This is a genomic window from Niastella caeni, from assembly GCF_004834005.1.
Taxonomy (GTDB): domain Bacteria; phylum Bacteroidota; class Bacteroidia; order Chitinophagales; family Chitinophagaceae; genus Niastella; species Niastella caeni.
This window is the reverse complement of sequence record NZ_STFF01000002.1, coordinates 686,656-705,204: the sequence shown is the minus strand read 5'-3', so window position 1 is coordinate 705,204 and position 18,549 is coordinate 686,656. Positions and strand designations below refer to the sequence as shown.

16 protein-coding genes and 1 pseudogene are annotated in these 18,549 nt (G+C 42.0%); 10 read left to right on the top strand and 7 right to left on the bottom strand.

Going from position 1 to position 18,549, the window contains the following annotated elements:
* The 4 genes from FAM09_RS10320 to FAM09_RS10305 all read right to left on the bottom strand — a co-directional run bounded on the left by FAM09_RS10320 (position 1) and on the right by FAM09_RS10305 (position 4,984).
* Positions 1-1,443 (bottom strand): ABC transporter permease, encoded by a 1,443-nt coding sequence (locus FAM09_RS10320; RefSeq protein ID WP_136577006.1) that lies wholly within the window; start codon positions 1,441-1,443, stop codon positions 1-3.
* Positions 1,444-1,459: 16 nt separating this feature from the next.
* The gene (locus FAM09_RS10315; protein ID WP_136577005.1) at positions 1,460-3,742 is read right to left on the bottom strand and encodes a TonB-dependent siderophore receptor; all 2,283 of its coding nucleotides are present in this window, start codon (positions 3,740-3,742) and stop codon (positions 1,460-1,462) included.
* A 37-nt stretch (positions 3,743-3,779) separates the two neighbouring features.
* Entirely contained in the window at positions 3,780-4,481 is a 702-nt protein-coding gene (locus tag FAM09_RS10310; RefSeq protein ID WP_136577004.1) for an ABC transporter ATP-binding protein, read from the bottom strand.
* Between the two features lie 152 nt (positions 4,482-4,633).
* Positions 4,634-4,984 (bottom strand): hypothetical protein, encoded by a 351-nt coding sequence (locus FAM09_RS10305; RefSeq protein WP_136577003.1) that lies wholly within the window; start codon positions 4,982-4,984, stop codon positions 4,634-4,636.
* A 205-nt stretch (positions 4,985-5,189) separates the two neighbouring features.
* On the opposite strand from FAM09_RS10305, the gene FAM09_RS10300 reads away from it, so the two are divergent.
* The 5 genes from FAM09_RS10300 (at position 5,190) to FAM09_RS10280 (ending at position 12,039) form a co-directional block, all read left to right on the top strand.
* Positions 5,190-5,639 (top strand): response regulator, encoded by a 450-nt coding sequence (locus FAM09_RS10300; protein WP_136577002.1) that lies wholly within the window; start codon positions 5,190-5,192, stop codon positions 5,637-5,639.
* Between the two features lie 87 nt (positions 5,640-5,726).
* The gene (locus FAM09_RS10295) at positions 5,727-6,929 is read left to right on the top strand and encodes a sensor histidine kinase (RefSeq protein WP_136577001.1); all 1,203 of its coding nucleotides are present in this window, start codon (positions 5,727-5,729) and stop codon (positions 6,927-6,929) included.
* A gap of 391 nt (positions 6,930-7,320) precedes the next feature.
* Positions 7,321-9,684: a TonB-dependent receptor plug domain-containing protein gene (locus FAM09_RS10290; protein WP_166437086.1), complete on the top strand. Its 2,364-nt coding sequence runs from the start codon at positions 7,321-7,323 to the stop codon at positions 9,682-9,684.
* Between the two features lie 11 nt (positions 9,685-9,695).
* Entirely contained in the window at positions 9,696-10,685 is a 990-nt protein-coding gene (locus FAM09_RS10285; protein WP_136576999.1) for a DUF4249 domain-containing protein, read from the top strand.
* Between the two features lie 199 nt (positions 10,686-10,884).
* A complete protein-coding gene (locus FAM09_RS10280) occupies positions 10,885-12,039 on the top strand; it encodes a glycosyltransferase family 4 protein (protein ID WP_136576998.1) in 1,155 nt (384 codons plus the stop codon).
* 146 nt (positions 12,040-12,185) lie between these two features.
* Here the strand turns inward: FAM09_RS10280 and FAM09_RS10275 are convergent, their stop codons facing one another.
* Together FAM09_RS10275 and FAM09_RS10270 are read right to left on the bottom strand one after the other, a co-directional pair.
* Entirely contained in the window at positions 12,186-14,363 is a 2,178-nt protein-coding gene (locus FAM09_RS10275; protein ID WP_136576997.1) for a family 43 glycosylhydrolase, read from the bottom strand.
* A gap of 298 nt (positions 14,364-14,661) precedes the next feature.
* Positions 14,662-15,207, bottom strand: a complete 546-nt coding sequence (locus FAM09_RS10270) for a hypothetical protein (RefSeq protein WP_136576996.1) — start codon at positions 15,205-15,207, stop codon at positions 14,662-14,664.
* A 61-nt stretch (positions 15,208-15,268) separates the two neighbouring features.
* Between FAM09_RS10270 and FAM09_RS10265 the strand changes: the two genes are divergently transcribed.
* Together FAM09_RS10265 and FAM09_RS10260 are read left to right on the top strand one after the other, a co-directional pair.
* A complete protein-coding gene (locus tag FAM09_RS10265; protein ID WP_208025532.1) occupies positions 15,269-15,706 on the top strand; it encodes a DUF2147 domain-containing protein in 438 nt (145 codons plus the stop codon).
* A gap of 172 nt (positions 15,707-15,878) precedes the next feature.
* Positions 15,879-16,469, top strand: a pseudogene (locus FAM09_RS10260) (helix-turn-helix domain-containing protein); the annotation flags it as partial.
* A 10-nt stretch (positions 16,470-16,479) separates the two neighbouring features.
* Here the strand turns inward: FAM09_RS10260 and FAM09_RS10255 are convergent.
* Positions 16,480-17,592, bottom strand: a complete 1,113-nt coding sequence (locus tag FAM09_RS10255) for a glycoside hydrolase family 5 protein (RefSeq protein ID WP_166437085.1) — start codon at positions 17,590-17,592, stop codon at positions 16,480-16,482.
* Between the two features lie 296 nt (positions 17,593-17,888).
* Between FAM09_RS10255 and FAM09_RS10250 the strand changes: the two genes are divergently transcribed.
* Genes FAM09_RS10250 through FAM09_RS31405 form a run of 3 tightly spaced genes read left to right on the top strand, consistent with a single transcriptional unit; the run spans position 17,889 to position 18,545 of the window.
* Positions 17,889-18,209 (top strand): DUF1016 N-terminal domain-containing protein, encoded by a 321-nt coding sequence (locus tag FAM09_RS10250; RefSeq protein WP_166437084.1) that lies wholly within the window; start codon positions 17,889-17,891, stop codon positions 18,207-18,209.
* 2 nt (positions 18,210-18,211) lie between these two features.
* On the top strand, positions 18,212-18,379 hold the full coding sequence (locus FAM09_RS31535; protein ID WP_166437083.1) for a PDDEXK nuclease domain-containing protein: 168 nt from the start codon (positions 18,212-18,214) through the stop codon (positions 18,377-18,379).
* A gap of 37 nt (positions 18,380-18,416) precedes the next feature.
* Positions 18,417-18,545, top strand: coding sequence for a hypothetical protein (locus tag FAM09_RS31405; protein ID WP_262711653.1), 129 nt, complete (start codon positions 18,417-18,419; stop codon positions 18,543-18,545).
* Positions 18,546-18,549 lie beyond the last annotated feature (4 nt).

Below are 18,549 nucleotides of genomic sequence, written 5' to 3'. Positions count from 1 at the left end.
TTATATAGCTTTTGCTTTTCCGGATGTATAATAGATGCAGCACAACGACGATAACAACCACGACAACAACGACAGGAGCGCTATGCATTGCTGCTTTGCGATCGCCCTGAGATCCTGGTATTGATACCTGAAATCAGGAAACGTTGTCCAGTGGCTTCGTTCAATACTATAAGGTTTGTCATTGCTACCCAACTTTTTGTTACTGATATATTTCATTTGCAGGCTGTTCATGGTTTGAGCCAGGTTATACCGATAACTTTCTGCCTGCTGCTGAAAATGCCGGTAGGCGGTAAAATCAGTTCCGCTAAAGGCCATCGCTATGTTTTTGAAGCTGATAAAGGGGTCTATGAATGCGGCATTATAACTTACATTGTTCTGTTTGTCATAGATATCATACAATCGTTGCAAATGCTCGTTGTATAACCGGGCGCTCATCCGCTCCCCTTCCTGCATTTGAAAACCACTATAGTTAAACGAAAGCTGTTGTACTGAATCTACTTTGTTTGCCCGAAGCACGGAGTCTTTCAATTTTTTATAATGTTCGTCATCAGGGTTGTGACTATCGCCCAATTTCAGCAGGTCTGCTTCTACCGCCGTTTCAAATTGTATTTTAGCCGGTGCAGGATGTAAATAGCTACCAATAGCCTGTAAGGTCTTGGGCAATACAATAGCCCAGATCAACCAAATGCCTAACAATTGTAACAATGCTGCCGCGCTGGTCTTACCCGCAGTTGATACACATATAGCCACCACGCTTACTATCCAGAGAAAAATAAGCGCACTACCTGCAATGACAACCGATCGTATCAATAAACCGGCATTGGGTATCGCCTGGTTTTGTATAGCCACTACCAACAACATACTTACCAGCACCGGCAATAAGAAAATAATGCCGATGGAAAACAGCCCGATGCTATTTCCCCAAACAATTGCCCGAAAGCCGGCGCCCTGGCTTAACAGAATTTTCAGTGTGCCATTTTCCCGATGTTGCGCTACGGCGCCAAAACCCAGGAAAAACAGGATAAGCGGTAATACAAGCTGTAACAGCATGGCCACACTGATCTCACCGAATCGCAGCAACCCTGTACTAAAACCGGCTTCACTAAAATTTACTGTATTCTGTTTGTGCGCTTCCAGGTAAACGGCATTGCCGGTATAACTTTCCATGCCGCTTTCGAACATGCTTAGCGGGTGTTTCATCCTGAACGCAAATGAACCAAAATGCGCCATGCGGTGCGGATGCTTATCCGGGTTGGCTTCCCAACTTTCTCTTGCCTTCTTTTGGTATGCTGCCCTTACTTTATTTTCCCTGATATACGTTGTGTAGCCGGTAACTGCAGCATAGATGATCAATGCCAGCCAAACTGTAAAAACCGGTATAAACACATTACTCCTGAATACAGTTTTTACAAAATGCCTTGCTATCAATTGTACATTGTTCATTCAAAACTTTTTATAATTAAAAACGATATGTGGCTGTTAACATCCCGTTGCGCGGCGCACCTGGAAAAAGCCGCAGGTAAGTTTGTGCGCCGATCCAGTAAGTAGTATTAAACACGTTGTTTACATTAATTGCCAATTGCATATTGCTTTTACCTGGCGTGTAATACAAAGCCATATCCATAATGGTATAGGCTGGCGTTTTGAAATCCCGGCTAAACCAGGGAAGCCGATCGCCATTATATTGACCGCCTATGCCAATTCCAAGGTCTTTGAGCTTTGAACCCTGCGGAAAATTGTAGCGGGTCCACAGGTTGGCGCTGTTATAAGGCGTGTTTTGTTTTCTGGCATTCTTTAATTCTGGATTGTTGTCTTCTATTATTACCGCATCAATATAACTATACGAGGCATTGATCTGCCAGCCAGGCATCAGGTAGCCTGCTACATCAATCTCAATGCCTTTACTTCTTTCCGCGCCACGGGTAGTTAATGAATCAGGGAACGCTGGAACATTGGCGTTCAACAATAAATTTTTCTGGTTGATCTCATACACGGCTGCATTCACTTGCAGTTTTCCTTTCAACAAGGTTGCTTTTACGCCCCCTTCTTTCAGATCACTGATGAGTGGTTTGAATTGGGCTGCGGATTTGGCTGTCCATAAAAAGCCACTCGTATTAGGCATCAACGTAACCGTATTGCTTTGGGGTTGAAAACCTTCCAGGTAGGTGCCATACACATTTATGTTCTTAGTCACCGCATATGTAAGGCCGGCACGGGGCAACCATTTGCTGTTGGTGAACGATAATTCGTTCGGCGCTTTATGGTTGGTAACGTCTTTAAACCATTCCTGTCTTATGCTAACCAGCAAGGTAAACCGGCGCCACTTCAATTGCTCCTGAACATATACAGCATTGGTAGTAGTTAAGGCGGAAGGAAGCGCCGTTCTTGCATTCATTATGTAATCGTTCAGGTTACGAATGGTATAAGCAGGGTTTTCCAGGTCAAAATGGTTTACATTGGGCTTCGGTAATGTATTGCCTTTGTAAGTGATTGTTTGATAATTGGCAGCGTTCGCCAAAACAAAGGAGCTGGCAACCGTACCATCTTTTAATAAGAAACCCCGCGCCGCGTTTTGCCCGCCGCCTTTTAGCTTTTCCCAGCTATGCAGATCATACCCCAACAACAACTGGTGATAAAGGTGTCCCGTATTAAAAACAAAATTGAAGTAACTGTTTATGTTATCAATATTCCAGTGTTGCTTACGCTGCACAAACTGCATACCGGCCAATGTATTTACCGGCTGGTTATTGATATCCATGGCGAAGGCATTCGTAGTCCTGTGCTCCTGCAGATCTTCCTGCCAGGTTTGCTTCATATACACCGCATTAAAACTAATGGCATCGGAAAATTTATGGGATAGGCTGCTCATTACCACAAACTCCTTCGACCTGAAAAAATCATTGGGCGCAGCCAGGTTCAAACTAATGGGTGTACTGTGTAAGTCGGTAACACCCGCCTCAGCGCCAAAAATAGGTTGTCCGCGGTCGAGGTTGCCCACCATATTGCTCAGGATCATTTCTACATTCACCGCTGTTTTATTATTGGGTACATAAGAAAAAGACGGCGAGATGAGCAATGAATTATTTTTTACAAGGTCGCGGTAACTCTTTGCTTCCTGGTAAGCGCCGTTTAACCGGTATAACAATGTTTTCTCTTTGTTCAAGGGACCTGTAAAATCCAGTGTGCCCCGAACCGTACCAAAGCTGCCGGCACTCAGGCTTATCTCTTTGCGGTCGATGGTCAATGGTTTTTTTGTAACGAGGTTAATACTACCGCCGGGATCAACGCTGGCAAAAGTGGCGCTGGCCGGTCCTTTGATCACTTCTACCCTGTCAATGTTAATGGTAATGGGCTGTAAAAAATAATATTGTCGCGTACGCATGCCGTTAATGATCTGGCCCTCTTCATTCTGGCTGATGCCCCTGATCGTATACTGATTATAAAAACTGGATGGTATAACACCCGGAATGATCTTTACAGCATCCGCCAGTTGAAAAGCCTGCCTGTCGGTGATCAACTCTTTGGTAACAGTTCCGATAGATTGCGGCAACTCTTTGTTGAGAATGGCTGTTCTGGTAGCAGAAAAAGAATAATCACTATTGTATTTCTGGGCATTTCGGCCAATCACTTCTACCGTTTGTAGTTGCGTTATTTTTTCTTTTGTACTGTCTATAATACTGTTCTGGCCATAGGTAAATCCTGATACCAGTATTAAAAAAAATAGCAGTAGCTTTTGTTCCATACGGATCTATTATGTTTTTAGTATTTATGAGCTTTGTTTAAATGGTCTCCAGGTATAGTTGCTGTAATTCGGTGGCTGAGATCTTATTGGTAGCTATCGTGTGCACCAATGTTCCCGCCTTCATGATTCCGATCCTAGTTCCCACATTTACCGCATTAAAAATGTCGTGCGTTGCCATGAAAATGGTTTTTCCTTCAGCGGCTAATGTTTTACAGATCTTTGTAAACTCTGCCGTAGCTTTTGGATCAAGGCCACTGGTAGGTTCATCCATCAGGATCACATCAGCGTTTTTTGCCAATGCGATGGCAATACCCACTTTTTGCCGCATGCCTTTTGAGTAAGTAGAAAGTGGTTTTTCAAAAGCATCCCATTGCAGGCTCGCTCGTTTTAAAAAGTCGGCCAGCATATCGCGGGAATATTTAAACCCGGCCAACCGGCTGAAGAAGTCCAGGTTCTCAACACCTGTTAAGTTGCCGTATAACTGAACAACTTCGGGGATATAGGCTATAAACTTTTTAGTGGCGGCATCATTGGGTTTTACTTCCACGCCGTTAATGACAGCTTTACCGCTGTTGGCTGCTGTAAATCCAAGGAACAAATTAATGGTGGTTGTTTTACCGGCCCCGTTTTGACCCAGCAAACAAAAGATCTCCCCTTTTCCAATTGAAAAATTGAGGTTGCGCAGCGCAGCCGTACCATTGTACTGCTTGCCAAGCTGCTTAGCTTGTAGTACAAACATGTTGATATAATTAAAGTGGAATCAATGCGTTTAATCGAGCGCGTTTCATTCCTTCAGCTATGCTCAGGACAGGCTCGCTCAACGCTTCATATACCGGCCCTTCTACTTGTGCCTTCAGCGACACGCAGAGCCGTCATAATTGTAAATAGATATCAGGAGATGGAAGGTGGTCCCTTATTGGGCAAGGGAAATGAAGGCGCTGCTACAGCAGGAAGTTGATAGTATCCATTCTTTGTTCCTGTAACTTGAATGGTTTTTTCAAATGCAGCTATTGAATGATCGTTATAAGCAGCATACTTGTGCGAACAAACCGAACAATTTGCATCCTGCGCCGATTCGTTCCCCTGCGTAAGTAGATCATGGTTGCTGCCAGGGTGATTAGTTTGCCTGGCCGCATGAACAATCTTATGGTGATGCCAAAGCTGTACAGGCGTTGCTACAAACGTATACAAGGCCAGTAAAACAGCACCGATAAAATATTTATATGTTCTGATGGCAGTCAAACAATTTGCAATATTGTTGCAAAAGTAATTATTTGGTGTTTAACTATAAAATATTTTAATCAACAGGGTTCGCCATCTTCTTCTGTAGGCCGCAAATAAATGCATCAAGCATTAAAGCAACTGTTTTGCTGATCTGCGCGTCGGTACTATTGATTTTGTTACCTTGTGACATATCTAATCATATACTAAACCATAACAGGAAACTTTGATTCGAAATTTTTTTTTGGCCGACGACGATCAGGATGATAAAGAACTCTTTGAGGAGGCCCTGCGAAATATCGACAATCACATTGAATTTCACACGGCGCCTAATGGTAAAGAACTTATAAACCAACTATTTACTGCTAATGTAGAGCCGGAGATCATTTTCCTGGATATCAATATGCCTGAACTGGATGGATGGGAAAGTTTGAAAAAAATTCAACAGGATGATCGCCTGCGAACAATTCCTGTTGTGATGTACTCAACTTCGGCCATGGTGCTTGACGGAAATAAAGCAATAAAAGCAGGCGCGGTATGTTATCTTGAAAAACCGCCCAGCTTTATTAAACTGAAAGATTTCCTGGAAAAAATAATTGTTTCTTCTAAAGACGGGCTGATAGACACTCTCAAAACGATAGAAGCGTCAAAAACGCACAACCTTTTAGTGGCATAGCGGTGTATGCAGGATACTTTACGCAAACGAAAGAGCAAACGGCTGGCATGATTTTTTATCGAACAATCATTCAACTTTTCCTTACTAATGAGCGAAAGACCTCCAGCAGATAAATTGCAGCTTGGCAATATTCAACCAGACTATACCCGTTTGGCGGAAGAGAAGTTTGGAAAGATGATCTCGGAAGTGGAAGACTATGCTATCTTTCTGCTCGATACCAATGGAACAATACAATCCTGGAATAAAGGTGCGGAAAAGATCAAAGGGTATACCGCTGATGAGATCATTGGAAAAAACTTCAGACAATTCTACACATCCGAAGACATTAAAAACGAGTTACCCGAAAAACTGTTAAAAGCCGCTGAAGAATATGGCAAAGCCGCTAATGAAGGATGGCGACAAAGAAAGGATGGAAGCACCTTCTGGGCAAGTGTTGTTATAACAGCGCTGCATGATGAAAAGGGATCCATCATAGGATTTTCAAAAGTTACCCGCGACCTCACTGAACGAAAAAAATATGAAGATCATCTGCTTAATAGTGCCTTTGAACTGGAATCTAAAAATCATGAATTAGAGAACCTGAATGCAGAACTCTCCGCGTTTGCATATGTAGTGAGCCATGATCTGAAAGAACCTATCAGAAAGATCAGGATATTTGCCGGCCGCCAGTTGGAACCGGATAAATCACCGGAAGAATTGCGTTTATATACACAGAAGATACTTTCTTCGGCAGAGCATATGCAAGCGCTGATGGAATCGGTATTGTTGTATTCCCGCATATCGAATGAGGATACAGAACAGGAAACAATAGCACTTACTGATATTCTCGATGCGGTTATAAATGATCTTGAAATCACTATTAATGAAACCCATGCAAAAATAGTTGCCCCCAACCTCCCTTTTATTAAAGGGTTCAGGTTTCAACTGCACCAACTCTTTTTGAATTTACTGTCGAACGCCATCAAATTTGCAAAGCCTGGTATACCACCGGCAATTACCATCACAACCACTTTACTTTTCAATAGTCATTTACCTGCTGAACTTCCTGCCAAAAACCGACCGCATTACCGGATCACTTTTGCCGACAACGGAATTGGCTTTGAACAAGATCAGGCAGATAAAATCTTTGATGTCTTTAAACGGCTGAAACCAAAAACCGATTCAACCGGCACCGGTATCGGGCTTTCCATTGTAAAAAAAGTAGCCATCAATCACTTCGGTTATGTAACCGCAGAAGCACAACCGAACCAGGGCGCCCAATTTCATGTCTTTCTTCCGGCAATGGATTAACTCCTGTTTTTTACTTTCTTCTCTCTCTGCGTTTTTTCTACAAATCATCAACAATTGCTTTAAAGATGGTAAATGAATTTAATTTTGATTAAAAACGTTTAATCAACTTCGTGGGCTATCAACGAAGCAACACCACATAATGAAAAAAAATTATCTCAGCTTGTTGCAGGTGGTATTCAGGAAAAGTTTACCAGAGTATGGTTGAGCCCTGTCCTTTTTCTTTGGAAAAAATAAAAAATATTTTAAGTCCCGATAGTCCTAATTGGCTGTTCATCCTTCTAATTAATGGTACCACGAAATGTATAAACAATTTCTAATAAAACGAATGATACCCGTACTGGTATTCATAGTAACTGTATTGTTTCTTAACCAGAAACCATATGCGCAGGATTTGACTAAAACGATAATAAACATCGACTTAAAAAATGCGACACTTGATGAAGCATTGGCTACCATACAACGTATCACTCCTTTTAAATTCAATTTCAAAACCGCTGATATTGCCCAGGTGAACGGCATCTGGTATAAAAAGCAACGAGTTCCGGTAAGTAATATACTGACCGATCTGCTGGCTAATACATCACTACAATATGAGCAGGTGGGGAATTACATTCTCGTAACAACAATCAAAAAGCCATTGATTCACCGGGTAACAATAATTAATCAGGAATCCTCGCGGAACAATATAGAAGAAGCCACTACAGGATGTGCCCTATTGCAATCCGTTACCGTAGCTTCTGTAACAACAAAAAAAAGTATCAGGAAAGTAACAACCGGCCATCACCGGTTATCTATTAACAGTATCAAAAATATGGCAATGGCAGGCGGCGAACCGGATGTTTTAAAAAGTTTACAGCTTTTACCGGGCATCCAGACTTCCGCCGAAGGCACTACCAATTTATCGGTACGCGGCGGATCGTATGATCAAAACCTCATGCTCCTGGATGAAGCGGCGGTATATAACCCTACTCACACACTTGGTTTCTTTTCTGCTTTCAATACCGATGCATTAAAAGATGTTTCTATTTATAAGGGCATTTTTCCTGCCCAGTACGGTGGACGGCTATCTTCGGTTGTGGATATTCGCATGAAAGAAGGTAACAGTGTAGCACAAAAAGTTACCGGAGGTATCGGCCTGCTCGCCAGCCGGTTAACCTGGGAAGGACCAGTCAAAAAAGAAAGATCCTCTTTTCTGCTTTCAGGAAGATACAGCAATATTGGACTCTTATTGAATTTATCTCATATATCGAATCTGATCAAGATCAGTTCCAAGGATAGCAAGGTGGCATTTTATGATCTGAATGCCAGGTTCACTACCCAATTAGGTAATAAAGACCGGCTTTCCATATCGGCTTATTTGGGACATGATAAATTTTTCATGCATTTGATCGACAAAACGAACCTTATGAAATGGGGCAACATCACCTTTTCAACACAATGGAATCATGCTTTTAATAACCGTTTATTTGTCAATACTTCCCTGCACTACAGCCGTTACAATTACTCAAATGCTTCATTCAGGGAGTCAAGAGATTTTACCTGGCATGGGCATATCCAGGAAATGACCGCGAAAACTTACTTTGACTGGATGATCAATTCCAATAACCACCTGCAAGCCGGCGTAGGTATTGCCGTGCAGGATGTATTACCGGGAAAGGTAGTTCCCAATAATGACAGTGCGGCGTCAAAAAAGGTTTCATTAAATAACCGGCGGTCGGCCCGGCTGTTTGTGTATGTAAGTAATGAACAAAAAATAAGCAGCCGCATCCATATTTCGTATGGGATTCGCGCAACCGGCTTTGCAGCACTAGGCGATGCGGTGGTATACCGGTACAATGAGGGTATGTCAGCACCCATTGACAGCACTTACTATCCGAAAGGGAAAATAGTACAATCGTATTTCGCTGCAGAACCCAGGATCACTAGCAGTATGTTGCTCGGCAATAACACTTCTGTGAAAATTTCTTATGGCCGCAACTACCAGTTTCAGCATCTGTTAACCAACTCATCGGTAGGGCTGCCAACAGATATGTGGATATCAGCCGACAGCTACTTTAAACCACAATATGCCAATCAGTTTGCTACAGGAGTATATAAAACATTCCGGAACGACCTTTATGAAGCAAGCATAGAAGGGTATTACAGAAAATCATACAACATCATTGACTTCAAAGACAATGCAGATGTGTTTATGAACGCCCACATGGAAACACAGGTATTAACCGGCGAAGGCAAAGGCTATGGTATTGAATTGCTCGCTAAAAAAAATAAAGGGCAGTCAACCGGATGGATCAGCTATACCTGGTCAAAATCATTCCGCCGCATAAATGGCATAAATAACAACGAATGGTATCCGCCCACTTACGATCACCGGCATAACCTGTCGCTGGTGTATAACCGCCCGGTCACTAAAAGATTACATATTGCTGCCAGTTGGGTATATCGAAGCGGCGGGCGTACTACGATCCCTGTTGGCACATACATTTACAATGGGGTTCGCTTTTTTTATTATGGAAAAAGGAATGGGTATACCCTCCCCGCCAATCACCGGCTCGACATCAGTTTAACATGGCACGAAAAGTTTAAAAAGAAAAGAAAATGGCAGGGTGAATGGAATATCAGCGTATACAATGCATACAACCGGAAAAATATATTCGCCCTTTACATAAGCGAAATCGTTGCTAATGATGCGAAGGCTTACCAGGTTTACCTGACAGGCATATTACCAACAATCACTTACAATTTTACATTTTGACACAATCCTATATGCACACGAGATGCTATTCTCTTACTGGTATTATGTTGCTCCTGCTTACAGCAGGTTGTACCAAAGAGTTTAATATCGAGCTTGATAAAACCCAACCCTTATTTGTTATAGAAGGACGGATAAGTAATTTAACAGGGCCTTACTACGTCCGGATAACGAAATCAACCAATTCGCTTGGACTGGGCGGCGGCCCCTATAACGACAGCGCGGAAGCAGTAACGGGAGCGCTGGTGACGATTTCTGACGATTCGGGCATAACCGACACACTAATTCCCGCCAATAGCTATAACAGGTACCGCTATTTTTACTTTTATAAAAACGGGAAAGTGGATTCAATAAAAGAGCGCCTGCCACCCTATTATTCTGATAAATACAGGGGAGACAGGGGCTATTATGAAACTACAAAAATAACCGGCCGGCCGGGGCATACCTATCACCTGTTGGTTCGTACAGGCAATGAAGAATTTCACGCATCCGCTTACATGCCTAATGCTCCGGAGATAGATTCTGCTGCCTTAAAGGAAGCCACCATCAATGCAAAAGGCGACAAAGGTCTTTTACCTTTTGTGTGGTTTAAAGAACCGCAAAACGAAAAGAACTATTACCTACTCATGTACAATCCGATAACGGATTATCCTTATGATAATTCATTCAACCGTTTTATTCCTTCTGGCGTATATCCGTTCTATGTTGTGGATGATGCGCTTTTACCGCCGTACATAAACGGTATGGCTGTACAAATGATGGTTAATGGCCATGATCCATATAGCAACAACTACCCTTATATAATATATAATGATCCGGTTCAGGTAAGACTATCATCTTTAACCAAAGAAGCATACAATTTTTTCAAGGCACTGGGCAGGCAATTGGAAGATGACGGCAATGCCTACAGACCGGCGCCGTCATCACCCCCTGGTAATATCAGCGGGAACGCATTGGGATTATTCTGGGCAACCCAGATCTCACATAAACTGATTTTACGATAAGGTGAGTTCACCAGCAGTTTTCTTATAAAGATTACGGTTACCGTGTATGAACGCAACCGAAGTAGAACATACTTCTGGTTGCGTAATGGAAGCCTTTTGCCATAAATATGTTAAACATGAAAGCAAGTTGCTGATAGCTATGCCTATCGGCATGACCGTTCTTTTTCTATAACCGATCCATCTAAATAAAACTTTACTTATGATCATAGGATTCGATGCCAAAAGAGCCTTTCAAAACAAAACAGGATTAGGTAACTATAGCCGTACCCTGTTAACTTCCCTGAATGAATACTTCCCCCAACATCAATGTTTGTTATTCACGCCCAAACGTACTCCTTTATTAAAAACAGAAGGTTCGCCAAACCTGAGAGTAATAACACCCGAATGGCAGCCGGCTAAAAAATTTCCATCGCTATGGAGAAGCTTGTGGATGACCCGCGATCTGAAAAAATACAATATTCCCCTATACCATGGCTTAAGCAATGAATTACCTGCCGGGATAAACAAAACAGGTATCCGTTCAGTTGTCACGATCCACGATCTGATCTTCGAAATGTTTCCCCATCAATACGACAAGGGTGAAGTATGGGTATATAAAAAGAAATTTAGAAATGCCTGCCAGCAAGCCGATGCCATCATCGCTACCAGTGAGCATACAAAAACGGATATCATTAATATCTATAAGGTACATCCTGAAAAGGTCCATGTTTGTTATCAGAGTTGTGATGTAGCGTACGGGCAACCGCTATCACCGGTTATGATATCGCAAATAAAAAAGCAATACCACCTTCCGGAAACCTATTTTTTGTATGTAGGGTCTATTATTGAAAGAAAAAACCTGCTGACTGTATGCAAAGCGTTGCATGCATTAAAAAACAAGTGCGAGATCCCATTGGTGGTAATTGGGGAAGGCAAACAATACAAAAAGAAAGTGCAGCAATGGCTTGCTCAACACAATCTCTTACACCAGGTGATCTTTTTATCGGAAATGGAAACCAGCAAAAATTCACCCGACTATCAAACCGGGCGTCACTTTCCCGCTATTTATCAGGGCGCCAAAGCATTTATCTATCCAAGTATGTATGAAGGGTTTGGCATTCCTGTTCTGGAAGCCTTACACAGCCACATACCGGTAATAACAACAAATAGTTCCAGCCTGCCCGAAGTAGGCGGTGATGCAGCACTGTATTTTGAACCCAATGACGTAGAAGGTTTATGTGATGCTTTGATAAACGCGGCGTATAACGATACCATTCGCCAGCATTGTATCAACAAGGCACAGCAGCAAATACTTCAATTTACCAGACAAAAATTTGCAGCCAGTGTTTTAAACGTATATCATTCATTAATCTGATCCTCGTTACAACTTATTCCCCTCTCCTATCCAGCTTCGAAGTATTGTTAACTCAAGCCGGGTGGGTTGAGGCACGGGAGAAATGATATACGAACTGTCGCCTGCTGCATTTGCGATGCTGCTTTTTTCCAAGGTATATTAGCGCATTATTTCCTTTTTAAAACAACCGGTTTAATACCTGTATGGGTTGGCTTTGCTGGCTTGATACTGCCATCTGCATTGAATTCCAGTTTGTCGATGCACACTTCGCGATTATAGCCTGCAGCTTCTCCCATGGTAATACCCTTCGGGTAATTGAAGCGGTGATACACAATGTACCACTCATCTTTTCCCGGGATCTGAATGGTTGTATGATGGCCTGTACCATAAATTTCCAATGCAGTATCCTTGGCAATCACTATATTATTTTCCGGTATATTGATCTTTCCTAAGGGACCATCAGTTGTTCCATAACGCACGCGGTAATCGGGGTCGCGGGTATCATTCTCTGACCAGGTAAAATAATACGTGTCATTACGGTAAAATACATGCGTTCCTTCCCTGAAAGTCCTGTCGGGTTTTAAAATAGTTACCGTCTCCTGTTTAATGGAAGTCATATCCTCACTTAATTCTGCACCGGCCATAAACCCATTTCCCCAATACAAATACGACTTACCGGTTTTCGGATCGGTAAATACATCCGGATCAATTACCTGTCCGCCTTTTACTTCTTCCGGTTTGTCGGCGATCAATGGTTTGCCTGAATCAACAAATGGCCCTGTGGGATTATCGCTTACCGCCACACCTATCTTTTGAGCAGCCGTGAAATAATAAAAATATTTGTACTGTCCATTGATCTTCTTTTCAACAATACAGGGCGCCCACGCATTCCGCTTTGCCCAGCTTACATCTTTGTTTAGATCAAGGATCACGCCTTCGTCTTTCCAGTTCACCAGGTCGCCCGATGAAAAACATTTAAAATAAGTTCCTGACCAGCCGTTAAATCCATCACTGGTAGGATAGATATAAAATTTCCCGGTTTTTTCTGCATAGATGATATCCGGATCAGCGTAATAACCAACTAAAGCAGCATTATGATATTCTTTGGCAATTACTGAATATTGCTGTGATCCTTTACCCGCAATTGAAACGGTATACTTAACCGGACCGTTGGTGAAATTGCTTGTTTTAGCGGTGACCGATACACCGGGATACGTAACTATACCGGGATTAAAATTATTTAGGTTTGTTCCCGGCATTACAGGGATCGTCACTGTTTTTTTTGCGGTATCAAAAACAACGTTGATGGGTTTAACCTGTTTTGAAGTTACATTGGTGATAACATCATCGAAAGGCAACCATTGCTTTACCAGTCTTTCCGCTTCCTGCCGGGTGATGGACATCACCGTGCCATGGCGGGGATGAAAGTTCATGGTCATGTCCTTATCTATCACCGTAAACTGCTGCAGGTCTTTTGTTTTAGTGAACTGGTATTTTCCTTTTGTGTACACGTCATACATCAGGATCCACTCATTCGCGTTGTTCAATTTAAATGTTCCTGCGCCTTCCACCGGATCAGTTGTTCCCTGCAGGTATTTATCTTCCATTACATAGCCTTCCGTTAAATTGTCAGAAACAGCTTGCTTAATACCATTGCCTGCGCCTTCTGTTTTGAAGAAGAGGTGATATTTGCCTAAGGCATACATGATATCGCCATCGATACAGCTTACATTCTGCGGATGAAAGAAGAGTTGTTTAGGCTCGCCTTCAAAATCGGTAAACTCCTTATTGGCGTACGCATAGTAGATCTTGTCGGGGTCATTGCCATGCTTCATGGAAAAATAGATCATGTATTTACCGGCTTTTGCATCGTAAATGGTTTGCGGCGCCCAAACGCGCAACAAACTGTCGTTACCCGGGTAACGCTTTTGAATGTTTATGACGCTGGAAGTCCAGTTAATAAGATCAGTCGACTTCAATAACACCATGGCCCGGTTCGAATTCCAGCCCAGGGCAGAAACCATATCGGTAACTACCATATAAAAAGTTTTGCCATCGGCGCCCCGGATAATATGCGGGTCACGAACGCCTCCTGTTGAACTGATCGTTTCTGAAGAAATAACAGCCTTATTGCTGTTCAGCGCCCGATAATGATAACCATCATTGCTAATGGCAAAACGAATGGCCTCATCGCTTTTGCTGTTACCGGTAAAGTATACAAAAAGATAAGCACTGTAAGGCTCTTTAACCGCATTACATTTACCAGATGGGTTGCTTTTGCTTTGCTGCGCCTGTACAAAATACACTATACTCAAGGCAAGCCAGGTAGATATAACCTTCTTCATCGTTAAGGGGTAATTTTTTGTATTAAATGGCAATTTAACAATTAATCCGATATAGTGCACTTCACCCCTTCGACTTCGTTCAGAGCATGGCCCGCGCAATGCTTTAAACCCGCATGCTCTTCGATCCTTCGACTTAGAATACTCGGAGTATAAAAATAGGCCACCCCGGTCTTACCCGGGATGATACGCCCAGTTTTGCCTAATTTACAATATTAGAATGCCTTTAAAGAGAGTGAAAAAATCGTGGGAGCCGTATAATGCTTTGACATTAAGGAGCCGGGCTTCAACCCTCTATTGATCACTCAAATTTCATGGTTGTAGTATCGCTATATACCGGCTGACGGTACTTCGTTACTTTTTCCAGGAAACTCCCGATCTCATCTTTTCTCCATCTGCTTAAAGCATTAATAACAGTACCATTATATTCATTACTTTTAAAAACTTCTATTTTAAATGTGTCTTTGGAGGTTGTTATAAAAACCATATTTGTTTCCCAAATTCTTGGGGGATGGCTGGGTGAATACACTTCTACCTTTCTTAATAGCTGCGTAATGGTGTCGATTTGCTTTTTATCAGTAATAATAAAATCCCTGCCCACTAAATTAACCTTCCAGTCTGGTTCGGAAGGTTGCAGGCGTATCTCTGAAATCACTTTACCATCCAACTCCGAAATTGAGTTCCATCTTCCAAATATTTGTCTGGGTAAAAAGGCCAGTGAGGCAACCATTATCAGAAAGGCAACAAATGTGAAACTGTTTTTTTTATTCCTTTTTTTATCAATTTTAAAAAAAGTTATTATTAAAATTGCAGCAAAAAGAAGCCAGATCAGGGGATAGTAATTCATTCAATTTCTTTTTAAGAAAAAGGCTTTTGTAAAAGGAAACATTCAAAAATTCGAATATACCATGATGAAAATAGTAAAAATCCTGCTTTTTATTTTACTGGCCGGTATGAAGCCGGCATTTTCTCAAAATGCCGATGCCGTAGTGGGCAACTGGCTCAACGCAGAAAAAGATGCGAAAGTGCAGATCTACAAAGCCGGCGGCAAATACTACGGTAAGATCGTTTGGTTGAAAGAACCCAATGAAGCTGATGGAAAAACACCTAAAAAAGACAAGAAAAACAGTTCGGAAGCTTTAAGAAGCCGGCCCATCCTCAACCTCGTTATTCTAACCGAGTTTACATACGATGACGGCAAGTGGGATGACGGTGAGATCTATGACCCTAAAAGCGGAAAAACATACAGCTCCAACATGAAACTGAAAGGAGATAAACTGGAGATCCGCGGCTACGTGGGCATCTCGGCGTTCGGAAGAACGACGACGTGGACGAGGGCGAGTTGAAACCTGGCGGTTGTTGTTTACTGCCATTTAACAAAAATCCCCTTTTCGACTACAACAACAGTAGATCAGGCTACAACTGTTTTCTGATAGTTGCAAACTTTGCAATATCAAAAAAAACAGCAATCATGAAAATAGTCGTTACAGGTTCGTTAGGAAACATCAGTAAGCCATTTTTTTATGGAATACGCCTTTAGCGAAAACAATAAAACAATTCGAATATTTTGATTACACGGTAAATGAAGCCTTGTTTGTTTCAGAAAAAGAAGAAGTAACAGTTACAGGCATTATTAAAAACATCGAGCAGGAATATCGTTCGAATATCGGCAAGTTCAGTCAGAACATCATCATTGCACAGCTTGAATTACTGCTCACCTATTCTGTAAGATTTTATCAACGTCAATTCATTACCCGCAAAATCAGCAATCATAAAATTCTCCATCGCCTCGAAGCGATTCTTGCAAACTGTTTCAATAGCGATACGCTGGCAAAAAAGGGATTACCAACTGTACAATACATAGCCAGCGCATTAAACGTATCGCCCAATTATTTAAGCAGTTTATTAAAAGTATTGACCGGACAAAGCACCCAGCAGCACATTCACAATAAGCTTATTGAAAAGGCAAAAGAAAAATTGTCGACCACCAATTTAACAGTCAGTGAAATTGCGTATGAACTGGGCTTTGAGCATTCACAGTCATTTAGCAAGTTGTTCAAAAGCAAAACCAATCTTTCGCCCCTGCAATTCCGGGATTCATTTAATTAAGCTCCATTGCTCATTTTCTTTTAAACGCTGCACTGAGCACTGCCGCCGGTTCGGGTTTGAACACGTATTGATTGGTTGTTTTATTAAACCAATAGATGCCGTATTCTGATTGATCACTATTTGTACGGTAAGTCCAGTAGGTAAACGGGATCTGGTATTGGTAAAAGATATCACATACATCGGTGAGATAACTTACGTTATTAGGACAACGGCTTCGGGCACCCATCTGGTTTACAAATACGGGAACGTTATACTTATTCCTGAACTGCACAGCCGGCTGAAGGATCTGCGTTAAATAGTCTTTATTAAGATTTACAGCATTGCCATTAAAATCGTTATAGGAACCCGGATACGAAACTATCGGCAGTCCTGCCTGCTCTCTTTTATCGGGTTTAATGTAATCGGTAGGCAGGTAGTAATTGAACGTGTAGATGATCTTTTTGTCTTTGGTGGTGATGGATTCTTCCAACAGGTTGATATCGTAATGGTCGTTGGGACCAATCATCAAAGGAGTGAGTGTATCGTGTTTACGAATGGCCGATATTACATCTTCATAAAAGGAAACTACCTGTTGATTTGTTACCGGCTTTTTGGGATGTGGTTCCGATAACAATTCATATGCTGCTATGTATGGCTTGTTCTTATACCGTTGCACCAAAAATTCCCATGTTTCAATAAACTCTTTTTTCAAGGATGCATTGGTCCAATAGTTTTCTGTTGAATCGCCTGCGCCCTGGTCGGAACCGGCAAACAAAAGCACCCATATTTTCTGCTCTGTACACCAGTTGATGTATTGGTCCAGCAATTGCAATCCTTCCGGTTTAATATGGCCCGGCGCATCGGTTTGGCGGATATTACTGCCGTCGCCACCAAAATACCACCGAAATGGCATACGAACAACGCGGGCGCCCATTGCTACCGCTTCTGTTGCATCCTGGGGTTGAGCGGTCTCCCACCATCCCCAGTTTACCCCGCGCAATTCAATGACGTTACCATCTGGTGTTTTAATATTCTTGCCTTCAATGGTAAGTCGTTGAGGCTTATCGTTTACAGGAGGGGGGTCATTGCTTTTTTGGCATGATGCAATAACAATCAGTGTAGAAAGTAAAACATACAGTTTCATAGCATTCAGGTTAAGCGAATTATCCATGGCCTCTTACCATGCTCACTATCGCCTGCTATGGACTGAAAAAAAGCGGTAAGGTTTAATGACGGCCTGACAACAAATGATTCCATGGCGCATGTGACTCAATTTAATTTGCTTAAAACTAACAAATTAATAAGACGATGGCGCAATCATGGCGCAATAAGGCAATAGGCAATTGCAATTAACAAACGAAAACACGACTGCACCACATCTTCCTTTCCCCCCTACTCTATCCAAGTCATTTCACCGTTCAAAAAAAGCTATCATTAATCGTGAACCCCGACGGTACCGCCGGGGATGGCCCTTCAATTCCGCAACCGACGGTTGCGGAATTACAAAGTGATGATAATCAAACCAATGCCAATAAACAGTTGCTGTTTTCCCAGATACCTTGGACCCACCACACTATACTTCTTGATAAAGCAAAAACGATGGAAGAGCGTATTTTTTACCCAAAAGAGGTTATTAGAAATGGTTGGACCAAAAATATGCTTAAAGTAAATATCGACACATGTCTGTATAACCGGCAGGGGAAGGCTATCACCAATTTCGATTCAAAACTATCAGAAAATCAGGCAGAGTTGCAACTGTAACAATGAAAAATCCATACATCTTTGACTTCCCCGATATTGAAACCCCAATACATGAGCATGATCTTGAAAGGGCTTTAACGAAACATATCCAAAGATTTTTGCTTGAACTGGGAAAAGGATTTGCTTATGTCGGCAATCAGATCAGGGAATTCAAACGCCTTTGGGTGTAGCCGAATATGAATTAATGCCTAACAAATAAAAGCCGAAATGCCAACCATTGAAGAACTGGAACAGGAGTTAGGAAAGGAAATAGAAACTATGCTGACCCCACTTGAGGAAAAGAAAAGCAAGTCTAAGGACATTCTTGCAGTAGTAAAAGATCAGAAAAATAAATAAAGGG

Excerpts from the sequence above, each read along its gene's own strand:
- FAM09_RS10320 (WP_136577006.1), bottom strand. The coding sequence starts at position 1,443 with ATGAACAATGTACAATTGATAGCAAGGCATTTTGTAAAAACTGTATTC.
- FAM09_RS10315 (WP_136577005.1), bottom strand. The coding sequence starts at position 3,742 with ATGGAACAAAAGCTACTGCTATTTTTTTTAATACTGGTATCAGGATTT.
- FAM09_RS10310 (WP_136577004.1), bottom strand. The coding sequence starts at position 4,481 with ATGTTTGTACTACAAGCTAAGCAGCTTGGCAAGCAGTACAATGGTACG.
- FAM09_RS10295 (WP_136577001.1), top strand. The coding sequence starts at position 5,727 with ATGAGCGAAAGACCTCCAGCAGATAAATTGCAGCTTGGCAATATTCAA.
- FAM09_RS10285 (WP_136576999.1), top strand. The coding sequence starts at position 9,696 with ATGCACACGAGATGCTATTCTCTTACTGGTATTATGTTGCTCCTGCTT.
- FAM09_RS10280 (WP_136576998.1), top strand. The coding sequence starts at position 10,885 with ATGATCATAGGATTCGATGCCAAAAGAGCCTTTCAAAACAAAACAGGA.
- FAM09_RS10275 (WP_136576997.1), bottom strand. The coding sequence starts at position 14,363 with ATGAAGAAGGTTATATCTACCTGGCTTGCCTTGAGTATAGTGTATTTT.
- FAM09_RS10270 (WP_136576996.1), bottom strand. The coding sequence starts at position 15,207 with ATGAATTACTATCCCCTGATCTGGCTTCTTTTTGCTGCAATTTTAATA.
- FAM09_RS10265 (WP_208025532.1), top strand. The coding sequence starts at position 15,269 with ATGATGAAAATAGTAAAAATCCTGCTTTTTATTTTACTGGCCGGTATG.
- FAM09_RS10255 (WP_166437085.1), bottom strand. The coding sequence starts at position 17,592 with ATGAAACTGTATGTTTTACTTTCTACACTGATTGTTATTGCATCATGC.
- FAM09_RS31535 (WP_166437083.1), top strand. The coding sequence starts at position 18,212 with ATGAAAAATCCATACATCTTTGACTTCCCCGATATTGAAACCCCAATA.
- FAM09_RS31405 (WP_262711653.1), top strand. The coding sequence starts at position 18,417 with ATGCCAACCATTGAAGAACTGGAACAGGAGTTAGGAAAGGAAATAGAA.